Annotated in this window: 13 protein-coding genes; 7 read left to right on the top strand and 6 right to left on the bottom strand. The window is 49.0% G+C overall.

The window, feature by feature from the left end; all coding sequences use genetic code 11:
• The first annotated feature begins 53 nt into the window (after positions 1-53).
• Positions 54-248, top strand: coding sequence for a hypothetical protein (locus AC286M_RS29450; protein ID WP_488207777.1), 195 nt, complete (start codon positions 54-56; stop codon positions 246-248).
• A 194-nt stretch (positions 249-442) separates the two neighbouring features.
• On the opposite strand, the gene AC286M_RS29445 is transcribed toward AC286M_RS29450, so the two are convergent.
• The 5 genes from AC286M_RS29445 to fbp all read right to left on the bottom strand — a co-directional run bounded on the left by AC286M_RS29445 (position 443) and on the right by fbp (position 7,105).
• Complete coding sequence (locus AC286M_RS29445) at positions 443-1,435, bottom strand: class I SAM-dependent methyltransferase (protein WP_488207776.1); 993 nt, start codon at positions 1,433-1,435, stop codon at positions 443-445.
• Positions 1,436-1,709: 274 nt separating this feature from the next.
• Positions 1,710-3,038 (bottom strand): glucose-6-phosphate dehydrogenase assembly protein OpcA, encoded by a 1,329-nt coding sequence (gene opcA, locus AC286M_RS29440; protein ID WP_488207775.1) that lies wholly within the window; start codon positions 3,036-3,038, stop codon positions 1,710-1,712.
• 70 nt (positions 3,039-3,108) lie between these two features.
• Positions 3,109-4,638, bottom strand: a complete 1,530-nt coding sequence (zwf, locus tag AC286M_RS29435) for a glucose-6-phosphate dehydrogenase (RefSeq protein WP_488207774.1) — start codon at positions 4,636-4,638, stop codon at positions 3,109-3,111.
• 121 nt (positions 4,639-4,759) lie between these two features.
• Positions 4,760-5,908 carry a transaldolase gene (tal, locus tag AC286M_RS29430; RefSeq protein WP_488207773.1) on the bottom strand — a complete coding sequence of 383 codons (1,149 nt, stop codon included), beginning with the start codon at positions 5,906-5,908 and terminating at the stop codon, positions 4,760-4,762.
• A gap of 132 nt (positions 5,909-6,040) precedes the next feature.
• Positions 6,041-7,105, bottom strand: coding sequence for a class 1 fructose-bisphosphatase (fbp, locus tag AC286M_RS29425; RefSeq protein ID WP_488207772.1), 1,065 nt, complete (start codon positions 7,103-7,105; stop codon positions 6,041-6,043).
• Between the two features lie 1,024 nt (positions 7,106-8,129).
• Between fbp and AC286M_RS29420 the strand changes: the two genes are divergently transcribed.
• The 6 genes from AC286M_RS29420 to AC286M_RS29395 all read left to right on the top strand — a co-directional run bounded on the left by AC286M_RS29420 (position 8,130) and on the right by AC286M_RS29395 (position 13,623).
• On the top strand, positions 8,130-9,215 hold the full coding sequence (locus AC286M_RS29420) for an ATP-dependent 6-phosphofructokinase (protein ID WP_488207771.1): 1,086 nt from the start codon (positions 8,130-8,132) through the stop codon (positions 9,213-9,215).
• Positions 9,216-9,883: 668 nt separating this feature from the next.
• On the top strand, positions 9,884-10,282 hold the full coding sequence (locus tag AC286M_RS29415; protein ID WP_488207770.1) for a gamma-glutamylcyclotransferase family protein: 399 nt from the start codon (positions 9,884-9,886) through the stop codon (positions 10,280-10,282).
• 200 nt (positions 10,283-10,482) lie between these two features.
• The gene (locus tag AC286M_RS29410) at positions 10,483-12,189 is read left to right on the top strand and encodes an ABC1 kinase family protein (RefSeq protein ID WP_488207769.1); all 1,707 of its coding nucleotides are present in this window, start codon (positions 10,483-10,485) and stop codon (positions 12,187-12,189) included.
• Positions 12,190-12,567: 378 nt separating this feature from the next.
• Positions 12,568-12,933 (top strand): hypothetical protein, encoded by a 366-nt coding sequence (locus AC286M_RS29405; protein ID WP_488207768.1) that lies wholly within the window; start codon positions 12,568-12,570, stop codon positions 12,931-12,933.
• A gap of 43 nt (positions 12,934-12,976) precedes the next feature.
• Positions 12,977-13,426 carry an SMI1/KNR4 family protein gene (locus tag AC286M_RS29400; protein WP_488207767.1) on the top strand — a complete coding sequence of 150 codons (450 nt, stop codon included), beginning with the start codon at positions 12,977-12,979 and terminating at the stop codon, positions 13,424-13,426.
• Positions 13,423-13,623 (top strand): hypothetical protein, encoded by a 201-nt coding sequence (locus tag AC286M_RS29395; RefSeq protein ID WP_488207766.1) that lies wholly within the window; start codon positions 13,423-13,425, stop codon positions 13,621-13,623. The genes AC286M_RS29400 and AC286M_RS29395 overlap by 4 nt, the downstream gene beginning before the upstream one ends.
• A 74-nt stretch (positions 13,624-13,697) precedes the next feature.
• Here the strand turns inward: AC286M_RS29395 and AC286M_RS29390 are convergent, their stop codons facing one another.
• Entirely contained in the window at positions 13,698-14,591 is an 894-nt protein-coding gene (locus AC286M_RS29390) for a tetratricopeptide repeat protein (RefSeq protein WP_488207765.1), read from the bottom strand.
• Between the last annotated feature and the right edge of the window lie 387 nt (positions 14,592-14,978).

Raw genomic sequence — 14,978 nt, 5'->3', positions numbered from 1 at the left:
TAAAAGCTGTAATAGCTGATTTCTGGAACACCTGACGCACTTTTGAGGTTTCTATGGCAAACCCCTCGACGCTCTATAGCACTTTTGAACAAGAAACTCAGGTTTGGAATAGCCTGAAGCAGGCGATCGCAGATAGTTCTGGTTTCCAACGCTGGAAGCTAGAGCAAACTCGTGATGTCCAAAATACTAGCTTGGATATGTTGGTGAGCCGCTATCTGCGGGAAACACTGGAAACGCTAGCTTACTAGCTGATATCACTACCTCTAGGCTTGACTAGAGGTCATATACAGAATTTGGCTCAGACTCCGGCGTTGGCGAAACGAATTTGTTGCCAACGCCCAATTTTCGTGTTTGTGCGGAAACCCGACTTATGCTGTGTAGCAGGCGTGTGAAGCAAGCCTGCTACACAACATAAATCATCAATTTTTAATTGAACTGTGTATCATGACGGCTTACGGGCCACGATTGTGCGGTGGCGGGGATCGCTGGCCACGGTAGTACAGTGAATGAAGCCCACCTGCTGTAGCGCCGCCTCAACGTCAAACGTATAGTAATCATCGCTCCAGGGTTCGGTACTTTTCATGAGCGTAAACAGCACCGGGGGCAAGTTTTGGATCACGGGTGACTTGGGATTATTATCTGCGATCGCAAGATGTCCACCTAGACGTAGCAGTCGGTGAGCTTCTCGGAAAATCGCTGTCGCTGCCTGCCGAGGTAACTCATGCAGCACAAACTGAAGCGTAACTAAATCAAAAGTCTGGTCGGGAAAATCAGTCTGTTCGGCTTTGGCGTGAACCCAGTTAGTAATTTCATGATTGACATCACGGAATTTCGCTACGGCCAGCATGTAAGGGGATAAGTCCAGGCCAATTGTCCGCACTGGCGTTGACGAATAGCCACTGGACTGTTGAGCAGCATAGTAGCGATGCAGGCTGAGCGTCGAGATTCCCACTGAGCAGCCTATATCCAAAATATCGCGGATCGGACTGGTAATTTGCTCCGCTAAAACTTGATGAAAGCTGGAGCGCAAGCGGTCATGAGCCGTTTGCCAGGTTAATTCCTCCTGTGGCCACACTCGCAGCGCCATTGAGTAGGTGGCGGATTCAGCTTCAAACGCCGCATTCCAGCACAAATTACCGTCAGCATAAGCATGAAACGGCACCTGGAAATAGTCAGGATAGTCAACCGCTGGATTAGTCATCTGGGCCAAGGTGGACTGAATGCCAGACGTTTCAAGCGCATGGTAATTCTGTCGCCAAGGGATGCCGTGCTTCTCTGCGGTTTTAATCAAAACCTGACGCGCCTGACGCTTCATTAGCGCGTACAGAGGCTTGGTTTGAATCAGCAGATTGACGAGGCGAGAAAGGATGTCTTGTCCGGCCCAATCTGGTTTGAGTTTTGCTGTATCAGTCGTTTCAATACTCTTAGCAATCATAAAAAATCATAAAGCTGTATAACAAAAAGCCAGCCTAATATTCCAGCTTTACATTTTAATCAGCTACCTGTATCCCCGTATAGAACACTGTCACGTTTCGTCAGAGAGAATCGATGAGATCAGAAAAAACAAATATAGTTTGATACAGAACAGATGCGATCGCACCATCAACCATAAACCATCAACTCAAACAGACTCAAAACGAAAAGAGGAAGGCCCGCCTCAGCAAACCTTCCCCTACTTCAATCCATTAAACTTATCGACTCCAGTCAAACTACTTCTTAAGCCGCAAAATCTGAGTCGTCACATCCAAACTCTCTTCATACAAAATTTCGCGTCCCCAGCGCTGCAGCTGCTGGCTCAGCAAAAACTCCGCCTTTTGATCCGATAGGGCCGTTACCTGTTCAGTCCGACAAGATTGAGCGCCGCCGCCCGCTTCCATCCGCATGCAGCCCGTTGTCTCAGAGCAGAGAATCGTGCAGCAGTCAGCTTCCGGATTCGTTGAGGTCAATCGTAATGCCGTCAGATCGCCGGGAATCTCGCCCCAGTCTGCGGTCGGAATGGCAGCTAACTCGGCCTCAATCTCGCGACCATTTGGCGCTTCAAAGTAGATATGTTGTAAGTCGTAATCGCCGCCCGTTGTTTTGCAACGAACGGGCGTCCATTCGAGTCTGCTGGCAATCCAGCCCAAGAACATCAGAGCCTGAGCTGCGCTGCCCTTTTCATAGTCGATAGCAATTTGGTCGATTTCCTGTAGTGCCAAGCGACGTTCCGGCGGATCAAACGCCGCAGCCGTTAATTCTTGCCAGGGAAATAGGCGGTGCCAGTTCAAATCGGCAATATAGGTTTCTTCTTCAATCAAATCGCTGATTTTGATGAACTCCGACTCTGGATCGCTGAAAAAGCTAGAATCCATGATCAAGCAATTGCAGCTTTTAGAAAGCGCCTGAAACAGTTCCTGCTCAGGATTCGGAGTTGCTTTCCACCAGACAAACTTCGGTAAGTCAGGAATCATCAGTGAACTGACCACTTCGCTCACCCGCTCTAGCGCCTGCTTCGTGCCGCGTAGCGTAATGTATTCGCAACAGATTAGGCGACTGCTAGAACCGTGGCGCTGTACTGGGCAATAGGCTGAAACCTGCGCCGTTACTCCTTGGTCTTTTCCCATAGTGGGACAGAGGATAATAACACGACAAGGATTCTGAGCGGCAATACTGCTGCTGATGTGGAAGCCGCGGATATCTTCGTTGGTGCAGATCTGTTGCTCAGGCGGCAGCTTAACAAACTCTTGCCGCAAACGAGCGAGAGTTGTGGAATCAACCCGACCTGTAACTCGCAGATCATAGGCCATTTGGGCTTCGCGAACCGCCTGTTTAGTTTGCTCACCGTGAATGCCGTCGATCTTGCCCTGATAAAACCCCAAGATGCCCAGAAGCTGCTGAAATTCCTCGGGTTCGTAAACAACAATGCTAAATGTTGTCGCACGGGTAGCGACAGAAGCTTTTCCATCACCCTGCGATCGCCAGATTTGAGTGAGTTCTGCTTCAATCTCGTCGAGCGAGATATCGATTGGTTTTTGGAGAGCAACAAGTGGAGTGGTCATAGATGTTAGTCCAGATCGTCAAGGATAAGGAGTTACGTTTCGGAGGCTGCAAAGGTCAAAAACTCTAAACCTATAGTCGTCGCCAACGACGACCCTCACGATTCAACAGCATTTCAGCTTCAACAGGGCCCCAGGAGCCTGCTTCATAAAGCGGAATCGCATCGGATGAGGCGGGTGCATCCCAAATGGACAGAATGGGGGTTAAAATCCGCCAGGATGCTTCTACCTCGTCACCACGGGTAAACAGGGTTTGATCGCCGAGCATGCAGTCTACGAGCAAGCGAGCATAGGCATCCACGTTGGCTTGTCCGAAGGCTGTATCGTAGCGGAAATCCATATCAACGGAGCGAGTGCGCAGCGAATTCCCCGGTGTTTTCACTTCGAATCGCATTGAGATTCCTTCATCTGGCTGAATCCGCATGGCCAGAATATTCGGATTGGCTTGCTTAGCCGCCGATTGAAACATCAGGTGCGGTACTTCCCGAAACTGGATCGCAATTTCTGTCACCTTTTTCGGCATTCGCTTACCTGTACGCATATAGAAGGGAACACCGCGCCAGCGCCAGTTATCAATATGCAGCTTGAGGGCTGAGTAGGTCGGTGTTGTTGATTCAGGCGTTGCGCCTTCTTCAGCGCGATAGCTGGGTACCTCTTTGCCTTTCATCCAGCCATTTGTATACTGCCCCCGAATAGCCGACAGATTTAGATCATCCAGATTCGCCAGGTGTGTGGCCTGTAAAACTTTCACTTTTTCGCTGCGGATGCTATCGGCATCCAGCGAGTTAGGCGGTTCCATCGCGGTCAGGCAAAAAAGCTGCATCAGGTGGTTTTGCACCATGTCTCGCAGCGCGCCAGCAGTTTCGTAGTAGCCAGCGCGACCTTCCAAGCCAACAGTTTCAGCTACGGTAATCTGGACATGATCGACGAACTGGCGGTTCCAGAGCGGCTCAAAGATGGCGTTGGCAAAGCGGAAGACCAGCAGATTTTGTACTGTTTCTTTGCCGAGGTAGTGGTCAATCCGATAAATCTGCGATTCGTGGCAAACCTGCTGCACAACTCGATTCAGGCTTTGAGCTGTACTTAAGTCCCGTCCAAAGGGTTTTTCAATTACCAGTCGCTGCTTGGCTGGATCATCCAACATCCCTGCATCACCAAGCTGTTGCGTTGCTTCAGCAAAGAAGCGAGGGGCAACTGACAAATAAAAGACGCGATTGCCGCGAGTCCCGCGTTCTTCGTCTAGTTCGCCCAGAAATGCCTTCAGTTTTTGGTAGCTCTCGGGCTGATCCAGGTTGCCAGAGCAGTAGAATATTCCCTTGGCAAAGGTATTCCAGATTTCCTCTGATACAAGACCGCCGCCAAATTCTTCAATGCCTTCCCTTAGATGTTCCCGGAAGAAATCGTGACTCCAGTCCCTTCGTGCCACCCCGACAATGGTGATCTCAGGAGGCAGCTTGCGCTCTAGATACATCTGGTAAAGGGCAGGCACGAGCTTACGCTGGGTCAGATCACCAGATGCTCCATAGATCGTTAAAATTTGAGGTTCTGGGATGCGGTCTTGCTGCAAGCCAACGCGCAGCGGATTTTCAAGCAGAGTAACCATAAACGCAGTAACTGATAGAACAGAGGGCAAGGAGAGAGCAAGAGCAAAAAACGGAGGACGAATTGACAGACGGGGAGCCTCCCCTATTGAAGGTCAGATCCCCATCTCTAAACGTTTAGTTCTATACCGGAGACAAAGTGTTTACTTTTTCTTCCAGTGATTTCATCAAAGAATCGAAGGGCTGCACGAATTTATCGATGCCTTCCTCCAGCAGCTCGTCCATGATGGCATCTAGATCAATACCTGCCTCGGCTAGCGCTGCCAGGGTGTGACGGGCTTCGTCAATGTTTTGCTCAACCCGGCTTGCTACATCGCAGTGATCGGCACAGGCTTCAATCGTATCGGGCGGCAAGGTGTTGACCGTGTCCGGCCCAACTAGCTCGTCAACGTACATCACGTCGCTGTACTCAGGATTTTTGGTGCTGGTGCTGGCCCAGAGCAGCCGCTGGACATTGGCTCCTTTTTCCTTCAGTGCCTGCCAGCGATCGCTGTTGATAATTTCCAAATAGTTTTGGTAGGCCACCTTCGCATTTGCGATCGCAACTTTACCTTTTAACTCCTGTAGCTTCGCTTTTTGGGAGAGATCGTCGATGCCCTCTAGCTTTTCGTCAATCCGATCATCCACTTTGGTGTCGATGCGGCTGAGGAAGAAGCTGGCAACGGAGGAGATTTTGCTGATGTCCTTGCCTTCGGCGGCGCGAGCTTCGAGGCCGCGAATATAGGTCCAAGCCGCGTCAGTATAGCTGTCTACGGAAAAGAGCAGCGTAATGTTGACGTTGATCCCTTCTTTGATCACTTCTTCCACGGCGGCAATGCCAGCAGAGGTGCCGGGGATCTTGACCATGACGTTGGGCCGATCGATCTCGCGATAGTAGCGCTTGGCTTCCTGAATCGATCCTGCTGTATCGCCAGCGATGGCGGGCGGTAGCTCAATGCTGACGTAGCCATCTAAGCCGTCGGTTTCGTCATAAATGGGGCGGAAAACATCGCAAGCATTGCGAATATCGGCAAATACAAGGTCTTCGTAAATTTCATCAACCGATTTGTTGGCCCGAATGCCCGCTTCGATGTCTGCGTCATAAATCGCATTACCTGCGATCGCTTTTTGGAAAATGGCCGGATTGGACGTGATCCCAGAGATTTCGCGATCGGTGATCAAAGACTTGAGTTCACCGGATTCAATCAAATCTCGTCTGAGATTGTCCATCCAAATACTCTGGCCATAGGCCCGAATTTCTTTTAGATGATTGTTATTGGTCGCAGCAGTCATAAATAAATCAGTCTCCTGTTTGGCTTTAGTACTTACAATCTGGTCAATTGCATCAAGATTGAGAAAGTGTCTTAAGGGGTAAATGCGTTAATCCGCAATCTGCTATGCACTGAGGCAGGTTCAAATGAAGGGCTATGGCGTAGAAGCCATTTCGCGATCGCGGCGAGCCCGGTCTTGAATAAACGACTCCACTAGGGCGACATCTTCTTTGCTGCCCACTACAAATGGAGTCCGCATGTGGAGCTTATCGGGCACTACGTCTAAAGTTCGCTGAGTACCTGTGCTGGCGCTCCCTCCCGCTTGTTCCATCAAGTAGGCCAATGGTGCAGTCTCGTACAGCAGTCGCAGCTTGCCTTCTGGCTTTTTGACCGTGCCGGGATAAAGAAACACGCCGCCCTGGAGCAAAATGCGATGGAAGTCACCGACCAGAGCACCGCTGTAGCGAGCTGAATAACCCTCATGACGATGAACGTAGCGAATATAGTCGCGAATCGACTCATCCCACTGCCAGAAATTACCCTCGTTCACACTATAGACGGGGCCATGCTCCGGCACAGTGATATTTTCTTCAGCCAAGATAAATTCGCCTAAACTGGGGTCAAGCACAAAGGAATGAACGCCATTACCAATGGAATAGACCAGTACCGTACTCGGCCCGTAGAGGATGTATCCAGCCGCGATTTGCTTATGTCCAGGCTGCAGCAGATCAGCGGCGTCCTGTTTCTCGTCGTTCCCCTCCTGTTGTCGAATGGCGAAAATCGAGCCGACGTTCAGGTTGATATCAACATTCGAGGAACCATCAATCGGATCGTAGAGCAGCGTGTAGCGACCAATGGGGCAGTTCTCGGGAATGTAGTAGGGATCGTCCATTTCTTCGGATGCCAGTCGGCAAACCAAACCGCTCTGTTCAAATGCGGAGATGAAAACCCGATTGGCGTAGAGATCCATCTTTTTGACGGCTTCCCCCTGCACATTGGTGCCGCCTGTAAAACCCAAGGCATTTTCCACCAGTCCAGCCCGGGTCAGATGACGCGCCACCAGTTTGCCTGCTAATGCCACTCGGTTCATCAATGCGCTCAAATCTTGGGCATCAGGGCCATAGCTCTGTAACTGCTGTAATACGTGACGCGACAATGTAGTGCAGTCGCGATCCAGTGAAAACTCTTGAGTGATGGGTTGTGCAATAGAATCAACCATATTTTTCTCCGAAATAGTGAACAGCGGGTTGGGAGACTCAAATGTTCTGTTCGCAATCTGGCAAGGTAAACGAAAGGCTCAGCACAAAATCCCTATTCATCCCGTCTCCCTCATATTAAGAAGGCATACTCCATAAGCCAGTGAACTTTTAGATGAACTACAGAAAGCATAAATACTGAACAGGGTGGCTATGGCTGTAAGATGATGAGCCGAAAGATAATGAACCGACCAAAATCGCCCTTCATCCAACGTCAAAAAACCGTGACACTAAATCTCATTGTTCAGCTCCAGAAGGAAATCAAGCCTGGTTTTCAAATCTTCTCTATCCGTCAAAAACCAGCTACAAGGGCAGTGAAATGCACGATTAAAATTTAGCTTTTCTTTACCTCCTTTCTTCAAATTGGAGTCAAAATTCTGATAATTTCTGTGTCAGAGCAGTCTACTTTTTTATTTGTCTTGATAGGTACGATTCGAATGGCTCCGAATAGCACATCTTTGAGGGTAAATTATTACATTTTTCTTTTGTTTCTTTAACTATTGTATCGAAGGCAATCAGTTTGCGAATCTGCTACTCGGCAGAGTTTGATGCAATATTCAGGTTTGGCGTAATGTTTGGTACAAACTGATGCATCTAACTCTCCAAAACATAACCTGCTATTAGCTGTAGCATGTAGCAGACCTGATGAGACAGGAATGAGCCCATAACGAAACGGGTAAAACCATCGGCAAGTTAGTGATTAAGATTTCACGACGAGTAACAGTTGATTAGGCTCCTAAATTAAGCTCTCATCCATCAACGTCCATTGTTTGAACTCTTGCTTTCAGTTACTTCACATTGTTAATCACAGATTCAATCAGTGTTGCTTATACAAATTCCATCCACATTACCAACAGAAACTGAAGATTACCTTAAGAAAAGATTCAGTTTCTAATCAGGAATTCACTGCATTGAATTCTTGGCTTGTCACCTTTTAGTTATCGCTTGCAGAAGCAGTTGTTTATTACAATTTAGGAGCACCCGGCAATGGGCAACAAGAAGCGTATTGGCATCATGACAAGTGGCGGTGACTGTGCCGGTCTCAATGCAGTGATTCGTGCAGTGGTGCTGCGAGCGGTCGAAACGTATGACTGGGAGGTTGTTGGCATCTGTCGTGCTACGAATGGCTTGATGGCTCGTCCGCTGGAAGCGGTTGAGTTTAAGGATGCGCACTGTGTCAGTGGTCTGTTGACGATGGGCGGCACGATGCTGGGCACGACGAACAAAGGCAATCCGTTTGCTTTCCCTATGCCCGATGGCACACTATGCGATCGCACTCAGGAAATTGTTGATGGTTATCACCAGCTTGGGCTGGATGCCATGATCGGCATCGGTGGAGACGGTAGCCTTTCTATTCTAAGAAAACTAGCGCAGCGAGGCGGCTGGAACCTGGTCGGTATTCCGAAAACCATCGACAACGACATTGGCTTGACCGAACGCTCGATTGGCTTTGACACAGCGGTGAATATCGCGACCGAAGCGCTGGATCGCTTACACTTTACTGCTGCTAGCCACTCCCGCGTGATGATTTTAGAAGTCATGGGCCGCGATGCCGGACATATCGCCATCAGTGCGGGAATTGCGGGCGGCGCTGATGTAATTTTGATCCCGGAAATCCCCTATAGCCTAGACCGGATTTGCGACAAGATTCGCCACTTACAGAGCGTCGGGCAAAACTTCATGCTGATGGTGGTAGCTGAGGCCGTGCCGGACGAAAACGGTTGCCAAGTTAAAAATGTTAACAGCTTGGGACAGTCGCGCTTAGGTGGCATTGGTCAGCATCTGGCGGATCGAATCTCGGCCTGTAGTGGTGCCGAAACGCGCGTAACCGTGCTAGGACATGTGCAGCGAGGGGGAACACCTTCTCCATTAGATCGGCTGATGGCAACAACCTTTGGTGTCGCCGCCGTGGATCTGATCGCCGAAGAAAAATATGACCGGATGGTGACATGGCAGAATCGTCAGGTGGTTAGTGTGCCAATCGAAGCTGCGATCGCACATTATCGGGCCGTCGATGCCGATGGCACCTTGGTCAAAACCGCCCGCGCCGTTGGTATTTACCTAGGAGATTAACGAACTAGTTTGGCGTCATAGCTATATTCATCATTACCCCTACCCAGCCGTTCCGCAATCTCAACACTCGTCATCAAATCTTGAAATAACCGACCTCTCTCTGAAGACAGATTAAAATCACCCGCATAGAGATAGTGTTTTAATCTCTAATTCGGTTCAAGATAGAGAGGTAGGTTTTGCCCAATCCATTCAGCACTGAACAGCGAGTTCCATCATTTAGCAGATGAGCCTTCTAGTTTAGGTGTTTAGAGTTAGATTCAAGCTGGGCACCCTATGAAAAAAGCAGGATCAGGCCGAAAAAAGCAAGATCGTCTGTGGATTTATGTATGTGTAATGTATAGCTTCTCATTTTGATTTAGTACGCCCCCATGAATAACAATCACCACACTCCAACGAACCAACACACTTGGCTAAAACTCAGACTTTGGGCACTCCGCAATCTGCCCATTTTCCCCAAGGTGAGACGAACTTATCACGTTGATCATCTCAAGCGCTGTCTGAAGCTGCCTGCCAAAGAGCTATCTCCTGATTCATTCCTTTAATTTATGTTGAGGCCAATCAATAGATCGCTCTCTTCCCCCATGCCAAGTGCTCAAATTGCACAGCAAAAAACAAGATAAAAGCCCTGCTATGCGGGGCTTTTACTATGTCTAGTTCAAATTCTCATCATGTTGCACATTTTTGTTTACGGCACGCTTAAACCAGGCTTTCACAACTACCACCGTTACTGCGCTGGCCATACCCAACAGGAGCAGCTGGCACTGGTTAACGGCGCGCTCTATGGTCTTCCAGTGGGCTATCCCGGTTTAACAATTGGCCCTAATTGGATCAAAGGCTATCTGCTCTCGTTCCCAGTTGATCTGGCGGAGCAAATACTGAACCAGCTGGATCAGCTAGAGGGCTATTCTCCCCATCAGCCTGCCCATCTCAACCAATACGAGCGGCGATGGACAGATGTTTTTACGCCGGACTATCAAAGTCTCGGTCAAGCCTGGTGCTATTACATGGAAAACACGACGGTGCAGCGACTAGGGGGAATCTTGATCCCTGAAGGAGAATGGTCATAATCGCAGCGGTTGTAGTGATAGGGCTTTATCTATCGTTCGGCGGATACAAAAATTTATAAAACCCTCAAGGTGGATAGAGTTATTTGTAGTTTCCTATACTATAGTTAAGACTAAAGATAAAGAGAAGAAATTCTCAAATTCTTCTTCCCTGTTTAGGATTTGCTATTCGCAGATCGTTGCTACTAGAGGCTTGTGAACGCGTGAGTCAGAGTCCAGCCCAGTTAAGTCGTTATGATGCCGATGCGATCGCACGTTACTACCGATCCCGTCCGTTTTTAATCCTGTGGCGTGCTATTCGAATCGTCTGGATGTTTACCGGATTTTTAATCGGCCTGCAGTGGGATCAGTGGTTTCATAAAGAAGCGGCCAGTAAAGGCAAACGGGCTACTCAGCTACGACGGATTCTGACCCAGCTCGGGCCAACGTTTATTAAAGTCGGGCAAGCCCTTTCAACCCGCCCAGACTTAATTCGACCCGATTTTTTAGATGAACTGATCAAGCTACAGGATCAGCTACCGCCCTTTTCGAACCGAGTCGCGTTTGAGCTGATTGAAGCTGAACTAGGGCAGGCTCCGGAGTCAGTTTACCGAGAAATTTCACCCACCCCTGTCGCTGCGGCCAGTTTGGGCCAGGTGTACAAGGCCAAGCTTTACAGCGGCGAAGACGTGGCGGTCAAAGTCCAGCGTCCGGGCTTGCGACCGATCATCTCAATGGATCTATTCCTGATGCGCTGGTCGGCTAAGTGGCTATCGCCGTTCTTGCCGCTGAATTTAGGTCACGATCTCACACTGATTGTCGATGAGTTTGGCACCAAACTGTTCGAAGAAGTCGATTACCTGAATGAAGGACGCAACGCTGAAAAATTTGCGGTCAACTTCCAAGATGATCCACGGGTGAAGGTACCCGCGATCTACTGGCGCTACAGCAGCAAGCGCGTCTTGACGCTGGAATGGATTAATGGCTTTAAGCTGAACGATACTGCTGCGATTGCAGCCGCTAATCTAAATACCGAAGATCTTATTGAAACTGGTGTGACGACCGGTTTACGCCAACTCCTAGAGTTTGGCTTCTTCCATGCTGATCCCCACCCCGGTAATCTGTTTGCCATGCCCGATGGCCGGATGGCCTACATCGACTTCGGCATGATGGATCAACTAGAGCAGGAGATGAAGGAAACGCTGGTTGATTCAGTGGTTCATCTAATCAATCAGGACTACGACGATCTGGCGCGGGATTTTGTCAAACTCGGCTTTTTAACGCCGGATACCGATATTCACCCGATCCTGCCAGCTTTGGAAGCGGTATTGGGCAATGCAATCGGGGAAAGCGTGCGGGACTTCAACTTTAAGACGATTACCGACCAGTTTTCGGAGCTGATGTATGAGTATCCGTTCCGAGTTCCGGCCAAGTTCGCGCTGATTATTCGTTCACTTGTGACGCAAGAAGGCTTAGCGCTCAGCCTCAGCCCGGATTTCAAAATTGTGGATGTCGCGTATCCCTATGTCGCACGTCGGTTGCTGATGGGCGAAACGCCCTCGCTGCGCCGCCGCCTAATCGAAATCCTGTTCAAAGACGGCAAGTTCCAGTGGCAGCGCTTGGAAAACATGATCCGGATCGCCCGCGCCGATACAGGCTTTGACTTAATTCCTACCGCTCAACTGGGCCTACAGTATCTCCTCTCGGAAGAAGGGCAGTACCTACGACGACAGTTGCTCCTGGCACTGACCGAAGATGATCGCCTGCATACGGACGAAGTGCGCCAGTTGTGGAACTTAGTTAAAGATGATCTGAAACCCGCCCGACTGTGGGATGCGGCCTGGGGTGCGATCGCAGATTTCTCAGCCGAACGCACAGCTGCGTTGATTCCAGCAATGGCAATGCTGCCAGATTTTAATCAAAACCAATAGTCATAGCGTTACGCGCCTAATTAAGACCGATATTTTTGGGAAAACCGCACAAGGTGCGGTTTTCCCAAAAATATCGGTCTTAACCTACAGGCGTGGTGTCATGCTATCCAGATTGGGGTTTAGCTGTTTCTATCTAAAACACTCTGCATAGAAACGTTACAATACTGTTTTGGATAACCCTGTTTTGGCGCTTTTGAGCACTTGTCGATTGCCGCCACATGAACAGTTTATTAATTAATGTCGAGTCTGTTTGAAAACCCATAATTTATTTTTCGTAAAACGTTTGCGGAGCAAACGTTTTACGAAAAATAAATTGGGTTCTTATACACAGACTTGATATAACAGTCAATTCATCATTTATTTTCGAGGAGCGTGCCTGTGTATCCGACCCCGCCTTATCTGCTGTTACTAGTTGGCTTATTTACTGGTGTCACTTCTGGCCTCGCGTTTGAATCATCATTAAAGCAGATGGTTCAAACTTGGTATAAAAACCAAGATACCGAAACGCTATCGCATACTCGACGGACAGCCCTGAGATTGCCCTATCTAGGAATTTGCATCGGCATTTGCCTATTTCTAGCTTCTGGTCTCGGCGTTTTTCTACTGCCCACCTGGTTCTGCTATGCCGTCAGCGTACCGATGACAATCTTCATTGGCTATCTGGTTTGGTCACAGCTTGGTGTCAACTTGACGCTGCTAGAGCGTGGCGGTTCTCGCGCGATTGATCTAGATGTACTAGAATAGTGGCCTCACCAAGCTGGCTGTTTTAATAATGCCGGAGGATGTAATGTCTGATCTTGCTGATGCATTAGAGCATCTTGATCGATATCTGACTGTTCATGCTCCCATCATTGCAGAAACGCTAGCGCCAGGCTTGGATCTAAAAACAATTGAGGAACTAACTGCGGATCTACCGTTTGATTTCCCTGATGACTTATGTGAGCTGTATCAGTGGCACAATGGTCATCAGGGATTCGTTGATTTTGGCAGCAGCTTTATACCGGCCTATATCTTTGAGAACCTATCAACTGTGGTTGATCTATACAGTCATGAGTTTGAGATGCACTTAGGCGATCCGTATTCAACCTGGGAGCAAAAGTGGCTGCCTCTGTTTTCTTATGAATCAGATTATCTACTTGGTGTGATTGGAGGGACTCCACAAACGCCAACCCAAGTCGTTGATTTTTGTCGTGAACGCCAGACTATAGTCTGGCGTTCACGAGCATCACGAGCATGATGCAAACCGTGGCAGAATGCTTCGAGTCAGGAGCTTTTCAGATTCTTGACTATGACGAACAACGTTTCGACCACGATATCAGCAATTTTTACAGCGTTCGTGTCAATAAAGTTGAGCATGAGCAAGACGCTGAAGAAGCTAAGGCCATATACGAAAAACATAACCCTGGTGCGTCTTTATGGATGTTCTTAGGGTAGTCGTATCTAATAAGCGCTTCTCATAAGCAGTGTATTTTGGCGCAGCTACCACTTACCCGATAAACCATCATCCTTTACTGAATTTGCTGGAGCTGTTCACTCGCTTTGGCAGCCCACTCGGGGTTACCCTGCTGAGCATACAAATCGCGCGCATATTCCAGCACCTGGCGGGCATCATCATATTGCTCCTGACGAAGAAAGACCAAGCCCGCACCATAGTAAGCATTGGCGTAATTTGCATTGGCCTCTGCCGAGCGGCGAAACGCATTCAGCGCTTCTTCATACCGATTTTCGCGAAACAGGATTGAACCGAGATTGTAATGGGCTTCGGCGTAGCGGGGTCGAATTGCGATCGCAGCTTCAAAGGCCGCTTTGGCCGCTTCCAGATTATTCTGCGCCATGTAGTTCATGCCTAGGTAATACCGAGGTTCTGGAGCCGTGGGACTAAATTCAGCCGCTCGCTGGAAAGCTGCGATCGCAGCGGGTACATTTCCCTGTAGCTGATAGACCAAGCCCAAGTTGTAGTGAGCTAGCCCCATATCGGGATCAAGAGTAACGGCACGATCCAAATACTGCACCGCCTGTTCCAAGTTATTCCCCTCCAGCAGTGCTGCTCCTAAATTGGCATAGGCCAAGGCAAATTCGGGGTCAGCCTGAATTGCTGCATAAAACGCATCTGCCGACTGCTGGAGCTGTCCCTGCTGCCGCCTTGCCAAGCCTAAATTGTAATGAGCTGCTGCAAAGGACGGATCGAGTGCGGCTGATTGTTCAAACGCCTGGGCAGCAGCCTCAATATTGCCTGATTGAATCGCTTCTAGCCCTTGATTCAAGTAATCCTGAGCCGTAGCCGCTTGAGCAATCTGTAGTGGTTCCTGAGCCAGCACTGTTGGCACGAACCCAATTGGCAAGATGAATGCACCCAGCACCGTTCCCCATACTTTGATTCGCTTGTTATGGATGCTGTTCACCGTTTTGCTCTCCTCGTTGCACTGCTTGACCGGGATGCTTCCCTACAGTAGCTCAAGTTCAAAAGCTCAGGTATGAACCTTTGGCGCTTTTTAACTAACACTGCTGTAGAGATAGAGCTCTTGTATCTTGATGAACAGGCCGCCCCATTGGGCGGCCTGTTCATCAACTTAAATTGCGATACGAGTTATTCAAACTACATACAGGCTCAGTTAAGGACTATCTCCAAACGGGAACCTTAGGATCAGTCTCAAAGATCAGTCCTAATGAGTTGTTTGTGACGTAACAACTGTCGGAATTATCCGCCAACCTGTCGCCACATCTAAATCACACGAATCAGCGCCACGCATTCTGAGACTGTGAAAGATGTGATTGCATGCCTTTGTCCA

Source organism: Thainema salinarum CENA647, assembly GCF_057732415.1.
This window is presented reverse-complemented; position numbering and strand designations above follow the sequence as displayed.

Excerpts from the sequence above, each read along its gene's own strand:
- AC286M_RS29450 (WP_488207777.1), top strand. The coding sequence starts at position 54 with ATGGCAAACCCCTCGACGCTCTATAGCACTTTTGAACAAGAAACTCAG.
- AC286M_RS29445 (WP_488207776.1), bottom strand. The coding sequence starts at position 1,435 with ATGATTGCTAAGAGTATTGAAACGACTGATACAGCAAAACTCAAACCA.
- opcA (WP_488207775.1), bottom strand. The coding sequence starts at position 3,038 with ATGACCACTCCACTTGTTGCTCTCCAAAAACCAATCGATATCTCGCTC.
- zwf (WP_488207774.1), bottom strand. The coding sequence starts at position 4,638 with ATGGTTACTCTGCTTGAAAATCCGCTGCGCGTTGGCTTGCAGCAAGAC.
- tal (WP_488207773.1), bottom strand. The coding sequence starts at position 5,908 with ATGACTGCTGCGACCAATAACAATCATCTAAAAGAAATTCGGGCCTAT.
- fbp (WP_488207772.1), bottom strand. The coding sequence starts at position 7,105 with ATGGTTGATTCTATTGCACAACCCATCACTCAAGAGTTTTCACTGGAT.
- AC286M_RS29420 (WP_488207771.1), top strand. The coding sequence starts at position 8,130 with ATGGGCAACAAGAAGCGTATTGGCATCATGACAAGTGGCGGTGACTGT.
- AC286M_RS29415 (WP_488207770.1), top strand. The coding sequence starts at position 9,884 with ATGTTGCACATTTTTGTTTACGGCACGCTTAAACCAGGCTTTCACAAC.
- AC286M_RS29400 (WP_488207767.1), top strand. The coding sequence starts at position 12,977 with ATGTCTGATCTTGCTGATGCATTAGAGCATCTTGATCGATATCTGACT.
- AC286M_RS29395 (WP_488207766.1), top strand. The coding sequence starts at position 13,423 with ATGATGCAAACCGTGGCAGAATGCTTCGAGTCAGGAGCTTTTCAGATT.